The following is a 15865-nucleotide window of genomic DNA, read 5'->3' as shown; positions in this document are numbered from 1 at the left end:
TTTATTTCAGCAGATACGTGGTAACTGTTCGCCGCTTAACATATCGACGATCCGATAGTTGCCATACAGTGTTTTCATTTTAACGATTGCATGGTCCTTTCCGGTTATGCGACCGATAATCGTTGCATCCTTTCCTTCCGGAAAGTTTTTCATCACAGCCAATGCCTCTTGTGCACGGTTCTCCGGCAGGATAACCAGCACTAATCCCTCGTTGGCGATATAAAGCGGATCGAGTCCCAATATTTCCGAAGCGCCTTTCACGGCATCGGGTATGGGGAGGGATGCTTCATCTAAAACGATTTCAACCTGGGCTGTATTCGCTATCTCGTTCAGTGTTCCGCTTACTCCGCCGCGTGTCGGATCGCGAAGCACATGGACTTCCTCTATATTTTTTAACAACTCAGCGAGCATATTGTTTAACGAAACTGTATCACTTTTCAGATTTGTTTCAAAACCGAGACTTTCGCGGGCAGAAAGGATCGTGATGCCATGTACTCCGATCGGGCCGCTACAGATTACCGCATCTCCGGGCTGCACGCGATCGGGAGCGATACGGATACCTTCCGGTACCACTCCGATACCGCTGGTATTGATGAATAGTTTGTCACATTTGCCGCGTTCCACCACTTTCGTATCGCCGGCAACGATCTGCACACCGGCTTTGTCGGCGGCTTTACGCATGGAGCGGACGATACGTTGCAGGTCGGCAAGGGGCAGACCTTCTTCCAGTATAAATCCGGCTGTCAGATAAAGAGGCCGGGCACCGCAACAGGCCAGGTCGTTTACTGTGCCGTTCACCGCCAGGTCGCCTATATCGCCGCCGGGAAAGAATATCGGATCGACGACGAACGAGTCGGTCGAACAGGCCATGCGTCCTTCCTGTACGGGGAAAACACAGCCGTCATGATCCTGTTCCAGCAACGGATTGCGGAATGCGGGATAAAAAACAGTGCTTATCAGCTGATGTGTCATTCTTCCGCCGCCGCCGTGAGCCATCAGCACACAATCGGTATCGGTAAAAGGAACCGGACAGCTAAAATCTTCGTTCTTCATTATTTCCTATATTTATAGTATGCAGCACAAACTCCTTCCGATGAAACCATCGGTGCTCCCACCGGATGTCCCGGTGAACAAGCCTTTCCGAAGAAAGGACAGTCGGACGGTTGCTTCACACCTCTCATGATGTCTCCGGCAATACATTCGGATGAAATTTTAGTTTCTTTCGGAAGAAACTGGAATTTCTCCCGAGAGGAATAGTTTGCATATGTTTTCTTCAATTGTAAACCGCTGCCGGGAATTACACCGATTCCGCGCCATTCCTGATCGCATGGTTCAAGTGTTTCGTCCATTAAAGTACGGGCAGCCGGATTCCCTTCTTCCGGTACGGCACGGCGGTAGGCATTTTCTACAAAATAGCTTCCGTTCTCCAGCTGTAGCAGGCAACGGTAAATACCCAGCAGCAGGTCGACCGGCTCAAAACCGGTGACTACCATCGGTGTATTATATTTTTGAGCTAATTGATGGTAAGCTGAATTTCCGGTGATCGCACATACATGACCGGCTGTCAGAAAGCCGTCTACCTTACTTTCCGGATCGGAAAGGATCGCATCTATGGCGGGCGGGACGGTGAACAGTGAGGTCAGTAAAGAGAAATTGGATAGTTTCTTCCGTTGTGCTTCCTTCAATGCCATCATGTGGACGGGAGCTGTCGTTTCAAAACCTATGGCGAAAAAGACAACTTCCTTTCCGGGATTTGTCTCCGCCAGTCTGACTGCGTCGAGTGGAGAATAAAGCATACGGATGTCTGCTCCGCGTGCTTTCGCCTGTAACAAATCTTCGTTGGTCCCCGGCACACGCATCATGTCTCCGAAAGAAGCCAGTATGACATCGGAACGTTTGGCTAATTCCAAAGCCTGGTCTATCAGAGTAACCGGTGTGACGCAGACCGGGCAACCGGGACCATGAAGCAGGCGGACCTGTTCCGGCAACATTTCTTCCAGACGATAACGGGCGATGGCATGTGTCTGTCCGCCGCATATTTCCATAATATGCCACGGTTGGGTCGTTACTTTCCGGATGGCGCGGACGAGCGCCTGCACCTGATCGTTGTCCCGATATTCGTCGACATATTTCATATGCGTTCCAATTTTTTCAGGTCCTCCAGCGTCTCTTCGGCTTCCCGGGCATTGACGACAGATATTGCCATACCCGCATGGGCGAGTATATAATCGCCTTCCGTTGCATCCACCCATTGGATGCAAATGTCTTTCGTAATACCGCTGAAATCGACCTTAGCCATTGCCAGATCAGGCACCGAACGGTCTATATTTACTATTTTACCAGGAACAGCCAGACACATAAGCTTATTTGTTTTTTATTAACAACTCCAAAAGTAACCAATATGTTCGGGAAAAGATGTGTTAAATGATACATATTATCTATTAAGTGATAAATAAAAATTATCGGCATTGCCGGATGGATGGTTTGTTTATTATGGGTAAACCCTCTATATTTGTTCGGACTGTAAAACAAGGAAGGGTGAAGATATCAAAATTGATAATCCGTGGATTGGTGCAAGGGGTTGGCTTTCGTCCGTTTATCTATCGTATAGCCAGTGAAATGGGGATAGAAGGGGAGGTGGATAACCGGAATAACGGTGTTTGCATTCATGCTGTTCTGACACCGGAGCAACAGGAGGTATTTATTTCCCGGATCAGAGAAGAACATCCTCCGGTCGCTTTTATCCATAGCATACAGGTTTCGGAAACGGAGCGGGAAGCCGGCGGATATACCGGTTTCACCATTATTCCCAGCCACTCCGATTCGGAAGAAGTGACGCAGGTGGCGCCTGATATTGCCGTTTGTTCCGAATGCCTTCATGACAGAAAGGTACAACCGCATCGCCTGAGATATCCTTTTATCAATTGTACGCATTGCGGTCCCCGTTTTTCAATCATCCGTGATCTGCCTTACGACCGGTATCAAACGACTATGTCGGCTTTTGCCATGTGTCCGGATTGCCGGAAAGAATATACGACGGTCAGCGACCGGCGTTTTCATACACAACCTGTGGCCTGTAATCATTGCGGGCCTTTTTATTATGCTATATATAATAATGTAAAGATAGATAACTATCCTGAATTGCTGGACCTGTCCGTTCGCCTGCTTGCGGAAGGTGAAGTGATTGCTGCGAAAGGTATCGGCGGCTATCATTTGATATGCGATGCTTTGAATGAACAGGCTGTAACCCGCTTGCGGATGATAAAACAACGTGACAGCAAGCCTTTTGCCGTTATGTTCCGTGACATGGAACAGTTGAAGCGATATGCAGCAGTCAATCCGGTCGAAGAAGATTGCCTGCTTTCCTGGCGGCGTCCGATCGTGTTGCTGCAACAAAAGAAAAGGCTGGCAGCCGATATAAACCGTGATATGCAGACATTGGGTTGTATGCTGCCTTATATGCCGCTGCATTATGACTGGTTTGAAGCCCTGGATACTCCGGCTTTGGTGATGACCAGTGGAAACCTGAGCGATTACCCGATTGCTATAACACCCGCTGAGGCAGAAGAACAGCTGTCCGGTAAAGTCACCTTGCTGCTCCATCACAACCGGGATATTCATAACCGGGTGGACGACTCGGTTTTACAGGTTTGCGGAGGTCAACCTTGTCTGATCCGTCGTTCGCGGGGCTATGTGCCGGAACCTTTCTTTGCAGATATACCGGTAGAAGGTATCCTGGCTTTTGGTGCGGAGAAAGTGAATACGTTTGCCCTGGGGAAAGGGGATACGGTTTTGCAAAGCCAGTATATCGGTGATTTGAAGAACTGGGAAACTTACAGTTTCTATACAGAGTCGATGGAACGGTTCCGGCATCTTTTCCGTTTTACTCCCTCTGTGCTTGTATGCGACATGCATTCCGATTATCTGTCTTCCCGGGAGGCAGAACGTATAGCGCTACGTTCCGGATTGCCTTTGCTGAAGGTACAGCATCATCATGCCCACGCTGCCGCCTGTATGCTGGAACATGGTTTGCATGAAAAAGTCGTTGCCATCGTATTGGATGGGACCGGATTAGGAGATGACGGGAAAGTCTGGGGAGGAGAGTTTTTCCTCTGTGACCGGAAAGCGTATAGCCGCCTGTCGCACTTTGAATATGTACCTTTACCCGGCGGCGATAAGGCAGCCTTAGAACCCTGGCGGATGGCTGTAGCTTATTTATGGCATTATCGGGGAAGCTCCGCCTGCTTTCCGGAAGGATTTACTGAACGGATAGGCGCTGATAAAATCCGGCTGCTGACAACCATGATGGAAAAGGGTATTAATACACCTTATACATCCGGTGCGGGCCGGTTGTTTGATGCCGTCGCTTCGCTGCTTGGTCTCTGTGATGTGTCGACGCATCAGGGGGAAGCCCCGGTGCGGTTGGAACAGGCGGCGGGAAGTGAACAATCGACACATTATCCGGTTCTGATAAAAGAAGAGGTTGTTTCTTTCCGTCCTTTATTTGAAGGAGTGCTGGATGATCTGGCTTCCGGAGTCTCTGTCTGTGATATAGCGGCGAAGTTCCATAATACAATGGCTTTTCTTCTGCTGGCGGAAGCTAAACGTCATCTGCGACAAACCGGTGCGACCCGGGTAATCATTTCCGGCGGTTGTTTTCAAAACAAACGGTTGACGGAACAGTTGCAGCGTTTATTTGCGGATGAGGGCATTCCTTTGTATGTCCCGGGCCGTATACCTTGTAATGATGGGGGAGTTGCCGTTGGCCAGCTGGCGATTGCCGCTTCCCGAAAAAATAGTACTGATTATGCATGAAATGTCTATTGCTCAAAGTATTGTCGAGCTGGCAGAGGAACAGGCGCGCAATCGTCATTCGGAAGCCGTCGAAGAACTGGAACTGGAAATCGGACGCCTGGCGGGTGTGGAATTGCATACGCTTGACTTCGCCCTTGAAAGTGCGGTGAAAGGTTCCATGCTTGAACATGCTTCGATCGTTCGTCATATTATCGACGGAGAAGGGGCTTGTACGGATTGCGGGCGGGTCTTTCCGATGGATGCTTTATTCACGCCTTGTCCGGCATGTGGTTCTTATTGTGTTAAAATCCTTAAAGGAAAAGAACTTCGTGTGAAATCGATTGTTATTAAATAATAAATACAAAACGCTTATGTGTGGAACTTGCGGGTGTGGAGAACACCATCATCATCACGAACACGACCATACTCATGATCATGGCCATGAACATCATCATCACCACCACGATGAAGATAAGGTAATAACACTTGAACAGGATATACTTCAGCGAAACAATCTGCTTGCTGAACGCAACCGCGGTTATTTTGAGGCAAAAGAAATCTTTTGCCTGAACCTGATGAGTTCGCCTGGTTCCGGAAAGACGACATTGCTGGAAGAAACCGTCCGTCGTTTGAATGGGAAACTGCCGCTGTATGTTATCGAAGGCGACCAGCAGACATCCAACGATGCAGACCGTATTGCGGCTTTGAATATCCCGGTTTTCCAGGTGAATACCGGAACAGGCTGCCACCTGGAGGCAGATATGGTGAATCATGCCGTCAAACATCTTTCTCCGGCAAATGGCTCGATATTGTTTATTGAAAATGTCGGTAATTTGGTTTGCCCTGCCATGTTCGATTTGGGAGAGGCAAAGAAAGTCGTTATCGTAAGTACGACCGAAGGGGATGACAAGCCGTTAAAATACCCGCATATCTTTGCGGAAGCAGATGTCTGTGTGATCAATAAGACAGACCTCGCACCCTATCTCAATACAAATATAGAGACATTGAGGAATAATGCTTTAAAGGTAAATCATCATCTGGAAGTATTCGAAGTGTCGGCTACGAAAGGCGACGGGATGGATGCCTGGTGTGACTGGTTATGCCGGGAATGCGCAAAATGTAAATAAATAACCCGGAATCCGATGAATAAATAGATGAAAAAAGCTATATTTGTTCCGGTTCACTGAATTAAACAATCAAAATGTTATGATTAACCGAGAATTAATCGACCCGAAGAGCATAGTCGTTGTAGGCGGCTCAAATAATGTACACAAGCCGGGTGGGCGTTTGGTACGAAATCTCCTCGATGGTAAATATAAAGGAGAACTGTATGTTGTGAATGCGAAGGAAGACGACGTGCAAGGTCTGAAGTCATATCATTCCGTAAACGATATACCGGATACGGAAATGGCTATCATATCGATTCCCGGTCCTTCCTGTCCTGAAGCTGTCGATATATTAGCGAAGCAGAAGAATGTAAAAGCTTTTATCGTAGTCTCTGCCGGATTCGGCGAGGAGACTCATGAAGGGGCGATTCTGGAGAACCAGATGCTCGAAAGTGTGAATGAAGCAGGAGCATCCATGATCGGTCCGAACTGCATCGGACTGATGAATATGAATTTTCATGGTGTATTTACACAACCTATACCCGAATTTCATCCGGACGGAGTGGATTTTATCTCCAGTTCCGGCGGTACGGCACTTTTCATTATTGAGTCGGCGTTGACAAAAGGTTTGCGCTTCTCGTCTGTCTGGTCTGTAGGTAACTCCAAGCAGATCGGAGTGGAGGAGGTGATCGAATACATGGACCGCCATTTCGATCCCGTACTCGATTCGAAAATCAAGATGCTGTATATCGAACAGATCAAGAATCCCGACAAACTGCTTTATCATGCTTCTTCGCTGATCCGCAAAGGATGCCATATCGCAGCGATCAAAGCGGGAAGTACGGAGTCCGGCAAACGTGCCGCCTCTTCACATACCGGTGCGATTGCCAGTTCCGATTCGGCTGTCGAGGCTTTGTTCCGTAAAGCGGGTATCGTGCGTTGTTTCAGCCGTGAAGAACTGACGACTGTTGCCAGCATCTTTACCTTGAAAGATGTAAAAGGGAAGAATTGCGCTATCATCACACATGCCGGAGGTCCGGCTGTTATGTTGGCCGATGCTCTTTCGAAAGGCCGTCTGAATGTTCCTAACCTGGAAGGGCCTGTTGCTGCGGAATTGAAATCCAAGTTATATCCGGGAGCAGCAGTAGGTAATCCGATCGATATTATCGGAACCGGAACACCTGAACATCTGGCTACGGCAATCGATTATTGCGAAAATCATTTCGAGGAAATCGATTTGATGATGGTCATTTTCGGAAGTCCCGGACTGGTCAAATTATATGACGCTTATGAAGTGCTTCATAAGAAGATGGAAGAATGTAAGAAGCCTATCTTCCCGGTATTGCCTTCTATCGTGACAGCCGGACCGGAAGTGCGTAGCTTCGTTAAAAAAGGGCATGTGAATTTCTCGGATGAAGTAACATTGGGTACAGCACTTTCGCGTGTGCTCAATACGCCGAAGCCGATGAGCACGGATATACAACTCTACGGAGTCAATGTGCCTGAAGTACGCCGCATCATCGACCAGCTCCCGTCAAACGGGTATCTGGCTCCCGAACAGGTCCGTACCTTATTGGGTGCTGCCAATATTCCGCTGGTGGAAGAGTTTACTTCGACCGATAAGGATGAGTTGATTGCTTTTGCCAAACGGGTAAAGTTCCCGGTTGTAGCCAAAGTGGTCGGTCCGGTGCATAAAAGTGATATCGGAGGTGTCGCCCTGAATATCCGTAGCGAAGAGCATCTGTTGTTTGAGTTTGAACGTATGATGCGTTTGCCGGATGTGACGGCTGTCATGGTACAGCCCATGTTGAAAGGGCAGGAATTGTTCCTGGGTGCTAAATATGAAGAAGGTTTCGGGCATGTGATCCTCTGCGGTCTGGGCGGAATCTTTGTCGAAGTGCTGAAAGATGTATCTTATGGTCTGGCACCTTTGTCGTATGATGAGACTTTTTCAATGATCCGTTCTTTGCGGGGATATCCGATTATAAAAGGAACGCGTGGACAGAAAGGTATCGACGAACAACAGTATGCCGATATTATCGTCCGTCTTTCTACAATACTGCGTTTTGCGTCTGAAATAAAAGAAATGGATATCAATCCGCTTCTGGCGACCGACCGTGGATTGTTTGCGGTAGATGCCCGTATCCGGATAGAAAAATAAATCTGACAAATAAAAAAGGGGAATTGAAAACATAAGCCTGTCGATTGTTTCAATTCCCCTTTTATTTATATTGTCATTATTCCGTCTCTCTTCTTCTCCGCTTTCGTCCGGGATGGGAAGGTGAAATATTGTTTCTGACAAAATTCTTAAAACAACTGAGCGATACCTGGTAGAACTCGGCTAATTCGGCATAGGTCGCATTTTCTCTGTTGAGTTCCTTTTCTATCTGCTCTTTCTGAGCCATCAGATGATCCATTTTAGGAGTTCCTTTCGGTCGTCCGAGGACTTTACCCCGGCTTCTGGTTATCTCCAGCGATTCTTTTGTTCGTGTCGAGATCAGTTTGCTTTCGATTTCCGAAACCAGCCCGAAAGTAAATGCTAACGTCTTGCTGTCAACGTTATTTTCAAAAGTATAGCCCTCTTTAAGACAATAAAGGGTTATCTTTTTCTCAATACATAATAAGATCAAATGCATAATTTCCATCAACCTCCGGCTCAGGCGTGTAACATCGGCTACAATCAGTGTGTCGCCAGCGTTCATATTCTTGATTATTTCTTCAAGCCTGTTTTTGTGTCGTGAGGAGGTCGTACGTGTATCTTTATGCCATTTATCTATAGAAATGTTATTGTTTGCGGCAAACTGTTCAATCGCATTTTTTTGATTGTCACTTTGTTGCTTGTTTGAATATGTTCGTGTATAGGCAATTATCATACTGTTTTCAATGTTGATATGTTTATATTATAACATATTGTCTAGCAATATGTTCATCCTTATTTTTCTCTTCTTTCTGCTGTTTTTCCTCCTTTCCTTTAAATCATGTAAATAAACAGATGCGAAAATAATCAATTAAAAAAGAACACGAAATATTTGGAGGATAAAAATAAATGCTTACCTTTGCACCGCAATCGACAATAAAGGGGTTGTAAAACGGGGTGTAGCGCAGTCCGGTTAGCGCACCTGCTTTGGGAGCAGGGGGTCCCAGGTTCGAATCCTGGTACCCCGACAGAGAACAAAAGGCTGTATTTCAGCTAATTGAAAAAATAACGAGTCGGTACATAATGTATTGACTCGTTTTTTTTATGCCAAAAAGTCCTTATTTCACCTTAATAAGCGACGATAAGGCATGGTATTTCTTTTAAATATCTTTTAAACGATTCTGTACAATATGTTTTTGGTTTCAAACATTAAAAACATGAAGTACTATGGCAACTTTTAAAGCGGTCGTTCTGGCCGGAAATTCTCATATAAAATCAGACGGAACAAAAAATATCAAGATCCGTATCTATCATAACAAAGCATCGCAGTATATTTCTACTCCTTATTATATACAGGAGGACTACCTGGGTAAAGATGGTGTTATCACTTCCGGCTACCGGGATGCGGATTTACTCAACTACGAACTCGGTAACTTGATTCAAAAGTATCGTGGTGTCTGTATTAAGCTTGGCATCGAGCGAGTATCACGCATGAGCTGTATAGAGGTCAAGGAGCAGATAACGGCAGCTATGGAACCGGAGTATGAGTTCATAGACTTTATAGCCTTCTGCAATGGTATTATAGAAAAAACGGATAAAGAAGCTACTCGGGAATGGTATCAAACAGCCTTGAACTCTTTATGCTGGTTTTATAACCGGAAAAAGATTGATGTTCGGGATGTAACGGCTCAACGGTTGAACGAATTTAAGCAGCAGCTGTCTATCTCTGGCCAGGGAGGAAAACCGCTTTCTCCAGGTGGTATCAGTAACTATCTTCGGGCGATTCGGTCTCTATTGAATAAAGCTAAGGCATATTATAATAATGAAGATTATGATATCATACGGATACCAAACGATCCGTTTTCAAAGGTGAAAGTACCCAAATATCGCCGAGAACGCAAAACGATCTCTGCCGAAGACATAATCCGGATACGGGATGGACGCTTCTCGACCGAAAGGGCAAATATGGCGCGTGATGTATTTATGATCATGTTTTATATGATGGGAATAAATGTAAAAGACTTGTACCAGATGCGAGGAACTAAAAGAGGCCGGCTTGAATATGAGCGGAGCAAAACCGAAACTGAAGATAATGTGTACCGGTTCCCGTTGTCGATTAGGATAGAACCGGAATTGGAGCCTCTTATAAAACAGTATAGTGATATTGCTTTCCTGTCATATTTTCGCCGGCAATATTGTAGTCATAAAAGTTTTATGAAAGCAGTCAATAAGGGATTAAAGCAGATCGCAAATGAGTTAAACCTGCACTGCGAATTAACAACGAACTGGATCCGGCACAGCTGGGCGAGTGTTGCGAGGAATAAAGCCGGTGTTCCTAAAGCGGATGTGGACTTTTGCCTTGGTCATGTGAACAATGATTATAAGATGGCTGATATTTATATAGAGATTGATTACTCCATATTCGACAAATCAAATCGGGCTGTTTTAGACTACCTTAAAAAAATATCTCAAAAAAAGAAGGCAAAATGTTTGCAGGTATAAAAAAGCTTCCTATATTTGCAGCAGAGAATTCGAGTTGGATTTTAGACGAAAGTTTGAAGTCCAACTTTTTGTGTTTATACACATTGCTTCTTTCTTTCCCGTAAACACCCAATAAATAACGACTTACCTGGTGCCTGCATAAAATTTGGCACTATGACAAAAATCAAAAGTAATATTCCAGATTTTGATAACTACCACGTAACAGCTGATGGTAGGGTTTTTAATGTAAACACAGGTTTGTACTTGAGTCCTTATAAGCACCCAAATGGATATTTGCTTTTATGCTTATATGTTGATGGAAAGAAAAAATTAATGTCAGTTCACAGACTTGTAGCCATCGCATACTTGCCCAATCCAAAGGATCTTCCTTGTGTCATGCACTTGGATGACAATAAAGAAAATAATAATGTTTCAAATTTACGCTGGGCCACCCATCAAGAAAATATGGCTGACAGGGACTCCAAAAACCGTCAGGCTAAAGGTGAGCGAAGCGGGCATTTCGGACACTTTGGAGAAAAACACAATCGCTCAAAGCTTTCTGATGCTCAAAGAAAAGAGATTTGTCAAAAATATTCAACAGGAAATTATAAATACAGGGAATTATCTGCAGAATATGGCGTAAGTATGAGACAAATAGGATGTATCGTAAATCAATTTAATTATTAAAATCATGGCTACAATATCAATCTCAAAAACTGCGCTGCTGAACAAATTGCAGCTTCTTTCGAAGATTATCTCTTCGAAACCCTCTCTACCGATCCTCGGAAATTATCTCTTTGAAACAAAAGAAGGTCGGTTGTTTCTTACAGCTTCAAATAGTGAAGGGCGAATAATGACAAGTTTGGAATGTATTTCTGACGAAGACATGTCTGTATGTGTTCCGACTGCAATTTTGGATGGATTAAAAACTCTTCCGGAACAACCGCTAAACATTTACATAAATCCGAATAATAAAGAGATCCTAATTAAATATTTCGGTGGTAAATTTGAATTTATGGGCTATGAAACAGTTTCCTATCCCAATAAGAAAGAGTTTGATTCATCAGATTGTATAAATACGACTGCCGAGGAGTTCTATAACGGAATAGCCAAGGTTGTAAACCTGGCAGCAGAAGACGAACTCCGTCCTGTAATGAGTACTGTGCTTATTGAGGCTTCTTCTAAAACTCTAACCTTTGTAGGAACAGATGGACATGGATTGGGTTCTTTCTCCTACAAAAAGGAGTCCTGCATCAATAAAGTTACGGTTATTGTAAGCCGGCCTATGGCTTCTATACTGAAAAGTATTATACCGGCTTCTTCGGATGATTTGGAAATAAAGGTAGGGACAGACTGGTCTGTTGTTACTTTTGGGGATTTTGAAATTTCGTTCCGAAACGTTGAAGGCCGATATCCTAATTGGAAAGCTGTTGTTCCTAATAATAATCCCCTGGAGCTTGTGGTAGATACAAAGCAGTTGATAGGAGCAATTAAGCGCACTACTGTTTTTTCAAATAAATCAACATGCCTTATATTGTTCAAAGCTGATCATGACCGACTTGTTGTGTCAGCAAATGATCTTGATTTTTCTACTTCAGCTGAAGAAACGCTCTCTGCTGAATTCAAAGATGATGAATTTAAGATAGGAGTAAAAGGTTCGCTTATTTTAGAGATGCTCTCTTGTATTGACGCTGAACGTACCAAGCTAACATTTAATCAGCCCAATTCTGCTATTCTGATAATGCCGGAAAAACAGCAGGAAGGTCAAGAGCTCACTTATTTATTAATGCCTATGACAATTCAATGATATGGAAGCACCAAAGGATTTTAAAATAGTTATCAAGCAATATTTGGATCAACGCGCAGTTGACGACAAATTGTTTGCAGCAACGTATGCAAAACCGGGAAAAAGTGTTGATGATTGTTGCCGGTATATATTAGGTGAAGCTCGTAAACGTGGAACCGAGGTGGTTATGAAGGATGATGAAGTTTTTGGCATGGCCGTACATTATTACGATGAAGAGAATATTAAGATAGAAAAAGTTTCTGCGGGTAGCTCCGTTTCTTCTTCCCATAAAGTAGAACTTACGGAGGAGGAAAAGAACGCTGCCCGTCAGGCTGCCATCAAGAGATTGGCCGAAGAACAATACCGATCGCTCAAAAAGAAGCCGGCTAAGAAAAAGGTAGATGAAAGTGTTCAACAAATGAGTCTGTTCTGATTATGAAGCCGAGGAATAAGTTGGAAAGGCTGGTTGTAGAGCTAAGCGGTAAACTTCCTGCTATAACGGATATTCAGAAAGAGTGGGCGAAAGAATATGTATTTGAACATCTGGCTTACAAGTGTAAAAATGAACTATGGTGTTCTGAATGCGGTAAGACATGGGTAGATACAAGTAATAGCGAATTGGGTGTAACTATCTTGGGTGACAAAACTGAATGTCCTTATTGCCATCATCGATTGAATATAAAGGTTAGTCGAAAACAAAAGAGCCATGAAGAGGTATGTATGTCTGTCTTACAAGTGAAATGCGGATTTCAAGTGGTTCGACATATACTATGTTGGAAAAATGCTCGAAAGGGAGCCTCTTCGGTGAGTTATATGTTTATTGAAATTGTTCAGGAGTGGATTAGAAAAGACGGAAAACGTACTATCATGGCTCGATCGATAAATATGGGAGGTAATGGATGGATATATAGTGACCCTCTCAGTATTAAAAGTGAATACGGTAGTAGTTACTGGAATTATCATGGTGATTTATATGCGATACATGGAGAATTATACCCAAGGAAAGAGTTGCTTCTGGAATTGAAAAAGCGGGGACTTAATCGACGGTTTCCAGATGTTGCTCCATCGAAATTGATACGTAACCTTTTGGAGGGAAGCAATGATGTAGAACTCTGTCTCAAAACCGGGCAAATATCCATGTTGAAGCACATGTATAAGATTGGTACCTATCAGCTTCGTTATAAGCCTTCATTCAATATTTGCAACCGCAACCATTATGTTATCAAGGATGCGTCCATGTGGGAAGACTACATATGTTTACTGTCTTATTTCGGTAAGGATATGCGTAATGCTTATTATGTCTGTCCAAAGAACCTGAAAGTTGCACATGATAGGCTCATGATAAAGAAAACGGCAATAGAAGCCAAACAGAGACAGGAAAGGGATCGTATAAATGCTATCCGTAAGCGTGAAAAACTCATGAAGGATATAGCCAGTTTCTATGAACGGATGGAAAAGTTCTTCGGGATGAAAATCACAGATGGTAACATTGTCATTTGCCCGTTGGAGAGTATTACTCAATTTTATCAGGAAGGCAAAGCCATGCATCATTGCGTGTATCAAAACGGGTATTACAATAAACCGGAATGTTTGATACTGTCAGCTAAGGATACCGATGGAAAGCGTATTGAGACAATAGAGGTAAACTTGGAAACGATGGATATTGTTCAGTCCCGTGCTGTCTGCAATGGTGTAAGCGAGTATCACGACCATATAGTAAAACTAGTGAAGAAGAATATGAACCTGATTCGTCAGAAAATGATTGCATAAAATGCCAAGAATAAGAACGATCATACCGGAGTTTTGGGAAGATGAAAGGTTTTCGAACGTATCTCTTCCGGCTTGTCTGCTTTATATAGGCATGAAGAACTTTGCTGATGATAGCGGTGTCATTCTTGCTAATGAAACTATCATTAAGTCGAAAGTTTTTCCTGCCCGCGAAGATATTCGTAAGCAGCAGGTTTCTGGGTGGCTGCAAGAACTGATTGAGAACTCTATCCTTGTACCTCTTAAATACGAAAACAAGAGCTACTACGTGATGGACTTTTCCAGTGAGCGCATTGACAAACCGCAAAAGTCAAAAATTCCGGCAGAAGTAATAGAAAACGTTCTTTCCGGCAAGAATCAAAGTAATCCGGGAACATTCGCGAATGATCTCGAACAATCGGAAATATTCGATTATACTCCTGCTGTAGAGGAAAGGAGAGGAGAGGATTGTAAAGGAGAGGAGGGAGATACGCGTGCGAGCACGCACGACCCCGACCCGAAGCCGGAGAAACCGAAAAATGAGAATTTTGAAAAGTTCATACAATGGATTGCTGATAATGCTCCGAATGTGGCAAAACTTAAGGAGCCATTTACCGAGGAACAATTCGAGCGGATAAGGAAGGATTTTCCCCTTCAGCTAATCCAGGATACTCTTGTCTCGATGCATAACTATCGAGAGCTTTTGAAAAAATATGTTAGTGCGAATCTCACGTTTCGTAAATGGGCAAAACGTGACTTAGAAAAATATCAAAATGGACAAACAACAAGCATTACAGCTCCTGGCCAGCATAGACCCGACAACAGGAGTCTTGCCGGTAGAACTAATGCCGAAAACAACAGAGCAAGCCTTGAGCATCTTAGGAGCCTTGCCGATGCCATATTACAATGCCCTACACCCGAAAACGGTTAATGATGTATTTCAATCTCCGAGTTGTTCCATTGCTGTAATGAACAAAAATTTCGGAGAAATGAAACTTCGGGCATTTATGGTAAACATAATCATTGATTTAGTTATGTTTTTCAATGTTGGAAAGACGATGAAAGATACTCAAGCTGCTCAGACGGCTGATTTGATTATCGAGGAATTTTATTTCTTGAAGCCAGATGATTTCAAGCTATGTTTTACTCGTGCGAAGAAAGGGTATTACGGCAAGGTCTTTGACCGGATCGACGGGCAGGTCATCTTTGAGTGGTTAAATCAATATACCAATGACCGAATGACAACGGCCTGCGATACGAGTACCCAGGAGGCAGAACGGTTTAAAGATTCACGAGGTGAGCGAACTTCTTCTTTGTTAGAGGCTGCTGAACATGATTTCAAAAAGTATGATTTTGAACGTAAATACAAGGTGTAAATATTAAAAAATAAGAAACTATAATTTGTGAAATTGAAGGTAATATGGAAGGGGCGGAAGATGAAGATTACCTGGAAAGAGCTAATAAAGATTTAAGAGCCTTGTATTCCATTATGCGTAAATTTAAAAAATCATGAAACAAATAGATATAGAGGTCAGCGCGACCATTAGTATGAAGTACGATCCAGAATCGGAAGAGTTTAAAGATTCACTTGAAACTTATCGTGAAGCGATAGAGGACGGTGCAAGTGAAGAAGATATGCTACGCCAAATAGCATGGTATATTACAGCATTCGGAACAGAATACATGATAGAGGGTGTTGGTTATGTGTCTGTAGACGGTGAAAAGAGAGGCGATCCAGAAGATTGGTGTGGTGTGGATATTGAAAACAGTCTCAATATAAATGATACACCTGATTTTTCAACAGCTATAATCTAA

16 protein-coding genes and 1 tRNA gene are annotated in these 15865 nt (G+C 43.7%); 13 read left to right on the top strand and 4 right to left on the bottom strand.

The window, feature by feature from the left end:
* Nucleotides 1–6: 6 nt before the first annotated feature.
* The 3 genes from hypE to DXD68_RS04480 are packed head-to-tail and all read right to left on the bottom strand — an operon-like array spanning nucleotide 7 to nucleotide 2359.
* Nucleotides 7–1053 carry a hydrogenase expression/formation protein HypE gene (gene hypE / locus DXD68_RS04490; protein WP_122360424.1) on the bottom strand — a complete coding sequence of 349 codons (1047 nt, stop codon included), beginning with the start codon at nucleotides 1051–1053 and terminating at the stop codon, nucleotides 7–9.
* A complete protein-coding gene (hypD, locus tag DXD68_RS04485) occupies nucleotides 1053–2135 on the bottom strand; it encodes a hydrogenase formation protein HypD (protein WP_122360423.1) in 1083 nt (360 codons plus the stop codon). The genes hypE and hypD overlap by 1 nt, the downstream gene beginning before the upstream one ends.
* On the bottom strand, nucleotides 2132–2359 hold the full coding sequence (locus tag DXD68_RS04480) for a HypC/HybG/HupF family hydrogenase formation chaperone (RefSeq protein ID WP_122360422.1): 228 nt from the start codon (nucleotides 2357–2359) through the stop codon (nucleotides 2132–2134). Before DXD68_RS04480 ends, hypD begins: the two co-directional genes overlap by 4 nt.
* A 134-nt stretch (nucleotides 2360–2493) precedes the next feature.
* On the opposite strand from DXD68_RS04480, the gene hypF reads away from it, so the two are divergent.
* From hypF to DXD68_RS04460, 4 genes are all read left to right on the top strand, one after another.
* Nucleotides 2494–4815, top strand: a complete 2322-nt coding sequence (gene hypF / locus DXD68_RS04475; protein WP_199715394.1) for a carbamoyltransferase HypF — start codon at nucleotides 2494–2496, stop codon at nucleotides 4813–4815.
* A complete protein-coding gene (locus DXD68_RS04470) occupies nucleotides 4808–5149 on the top strand; it encodes a hydrogenase maturation nickel metallochaperone HypA (protein WP_122360421.1) in 342 nt (113 codons plus the stop codon). The genes hypF and DXD68_RS04470 overlap by 8 nt, the downstream gene beginning before the upstream one ends.
* Before the next feature lie 16 nt (nucleotides 5150–5165).
* Nucleotides 5166–5921 (top strand): hydrogenase nickel incorporation protein HypB, encoded by a 756-nt coding sequence (hypB, locus tag DXD68_RS04465; protein WP_122360420.1) that lies wholly within the window; start codon nucleotides 5166–5168, stop codon nucleotides 5919–5921.
* Between the two features lie 79 nt (nucleotides 5922–6000).
* Nucleotides 6001–8061 carry an acetate--CoA ligase family protein gene (locus DXD68_RS04460; RefSeq protein WP_122360419.1) on the top strand — a complete coding sequence of 687 codons (2061 nt, stop codon included), beginning with the start codon at nucleotides 6001–6003 and terminating at the stop codon, nucleotides 8059–8061.
* Between the two features lie 76 nt (nucleotides 8062–8137).
* Here the strand turns inward: DXD68_RS04460 and DXD68_RS04455 are convergent, their stop codons facing one another.
* Complete coding sequence (locus DXD68_RS04455; protein WP_122360418.1) at nucleotides 8138–8773, bottom strand: recombinase family protein; 636 nt, start codon at nucleotides 8771–8773, stop codon at nucleotides 8138–8140.
* Nucleotides 8774–8990: 217 nt separating this feature from the next.
* Between DXD68_RS04455 and DXD68_RS04450 the strand changes: the two genes are divergently transcribed.
* The 9 genes from DXD68_RS04450 (at nucleotide 8991) to DXD68_RS04410 (ending at nucleotide 15865) form a co-directional block, all read left to right on the top strand.
* A tRNA-Pro gene (locus DXD68_RS04450) sits at nucleotides 8991–9065 on the top strand.
* A gap of 199 nt (nucleotides 9066–9264) precedes the next feature.
* Nucleotides 9265–10539 (top strand): phage integrase SAM-like domain-containing protein, encoded by a 1275-nt coding sequence (locus DXD68_RS04445; RefSeq protein ID WP_122360417.1) that lies wholly within the window; start codon nucleotides 9265–9267, stop codon nucleotides 10537–10539.
* 153 nt (nucleotides 10540–10692) lie between these two features.
* A complete protein-coding gene (locus DXD68_RS24640; RefSeq protein ID WP_122360416.1) occupies nucleotides 10693–11205 on the top strand; it encodes an HNH endonuclease in 513 nt (170 codons plus the stop codon).
* A 4-nt stretch (nucleotides 11206–11209) separates the two neighbouring features.
* Nucleotides 11210–12325: a DNA polymerase III subunit beta gene (gene dnaN, locus DXD68_RS04435; protein WP_122360415.1), complete on the top strand. Its 1116-nt coding sequence runs from the start codon at nucleotides 11210–11212 to the stop codon at nucleotides 12323–12325.
* A gap of 1 nt (nucleotide 12326) precedes the next feature.
* A complete protein-coding gene (locus tag DXD68_RS04430; protein ID WP_122360414.1) occupies nucleotides 12327–12737 on the top strand; it encodes a PcfK-like family protein in 411 nt (136 codons plus the stop codon).
* A gap of 2 nt (nucleotides 12738–12739) precedes the next feature.
* Nucleotides 12740–14074: a PcfJ domain-containing protein gene (locus DXD68_RS04425; RefSeq protein WP_122360413.1), complete on the top strand. Its 1335-nt coding sequence runs from the start codon at nucleotides 12740–12742 to the stop codon at nucleotides 14072–14074.
* 1 nt (nucleotide 14075) lies between these two features.
* Entirely contained in the window at nucleotides 14076–14981 is a 906-nt protein-coding gene (locus DXD68_RS04420) for a hypothetical protein (protein ID WP_122360412.1), read from the top strand.
* Between the two features lie 58 nt (nucleotides 14982–15039).
* A complete protein-coding gene (locus DXD68_RS04415; RefSeq protein ID WP_233576989.1) occupies nucleotides 15040–15426 on the top strand; it encodes a DUF6633 family protein in 387 nt (128 codons plus the stop codon).
* Nucleotides 15427–15559: 133 nt separating this feature from the next.
* Nucleotides 15560–15865, top strand: coding sequence for a hypothetical protein (locus DXD68_RS04410; RefSeq protein WP_122360410.1), 306 nt, complete (start codon nucleotides 15560–15562; stop codon nucleotides 15863–15865).

Source organism: Parabacteroides sp. TM07-1AC, from assembly GCF_003480915.1.
GTDB classification, from domain to species: domain Bacteria; phylum Bacteroidota; class Bacteroidia; order Bacteroidales; family Tannerellaceae; genus Parabacteroides; species Parabacteroides chongii.
The sequence above is the reverse complement of the archived record's forward strand: the minus strand, read 5'-3'. Positions and strand labels throughout refer to the sequence as shown.

Excerpts from the sequence above, each read along its gene's own strand:
- hypE (WP_122360424.1), bottom strand. The coding sequence starts at position 1,053 with ATGAAGAACGAAGATTTTAGCTGTCCGGTTCCTTTTACCGATACCGAT.
- hypD (WP_122360423.1), bottom strand. The coding sequence starts at position 2,135 with ATGAAATATGTCGACGAATATCGGGACAACGATCAGGTGCAGGCGCTC.
- DXD68_RS04480 (WP_122360422.1), bottom strand. The coding sequence starts at position 2,359 with ATGTGTCTGGCTGTTCCTGGTAAAATAGTAAATATAGACCGTTCGGTG.
- hypF (WP_199715394.1), top strand. The coding sequence starts at position 2,494 with ATGGGTAAACCCTCTATATTTGTTCGGACTGTAAAACAAGGAAGGGTG.
- DXD68_RS04470 (WP_122360421.1), top strand. The coding sequence starts at position 4,808 with ATGCATGAAATGTCTATTGCTCAAAGTATTGTCGAGCTGGCAGAGGAA.
- hypB (WP_122360420.1), top strand. The coding sequence starts at position 5,166 with ATGTGTGGAACTTGCGGGTGTGGAGAACACCATCATCATCACGAACAC.
- DXD68_RS04460 (WP_122360419.1), top strand. The coding sequence starts at position 6,001 with ATGATTAACCGAGAATTAATCGACCCGAAGAGCATAGTCGTTGTAGGC.
- DXD68_RS04455 (WP_122360418.1), bottom strand. The coding sequence starts at position 8,773 with ATGATAATTGCCTATACACGAACATATTCAAACAAGCAACAAAGTGAC.
- DXD68_RS04445 (WP_122360417.1), top strand. The coding sequence starts at position 9,265 with ATGGCAACTTTTAAAGCGGTCGTTCTGGCCGGAAATTCTCATATAAAA.
- DXD68_RS24640 (WP_122360416.1), top strand. The coding sequence starts at position 10,693 with ATGACAAAAATCAAAAGTAATATTCCAGATTTTGATAACTACCACGTA.
- dnaN (WP_122360415.1), top strand. The coding sequence starts at position 11,210 with ATGGCTACAATATCAATCTCAAAAACTGCGCTGCTGAACAAATTGCAG.
- DXD68_RS04430 (WP_122360414.1), top strand. The coding sequence starts at position 12,327 with ATGGAAGCACCAAAGGATTTTAAAATAGTTATCAAGCAATATTTGGAT.
- DXD68_RS04425 (WP_122360413.1), top strand. The coding sequence starts at position 12,740 with ATGAAGCCGAGGAATAAGTTGGAAAGGCTGGTTGTAGAGCTAAGCGGT.
- DXD68_RS04420 (WP_122360412.1), top strand. The coding sequence starts at position 14,076 with ATGCCAAGAATAAGAACGATCATACCGGAGTTTTGGGAAGATGAAAGG.
- DXD68_RS04415 (WP_233576989.1), top strand. The coding sequence starts at position 15,040 with ATGAAACTTCGGGCATTTATGGTAAACATAATCATTGATTTAGTTATG.
- DXD68_RS04410 (WP_122360410.1), top strand. The coding sequence starts at position 15,560 with ATGAAACAAATAGATATAGAGGTCAGCGCGACCATTAGTATGAAGTAC.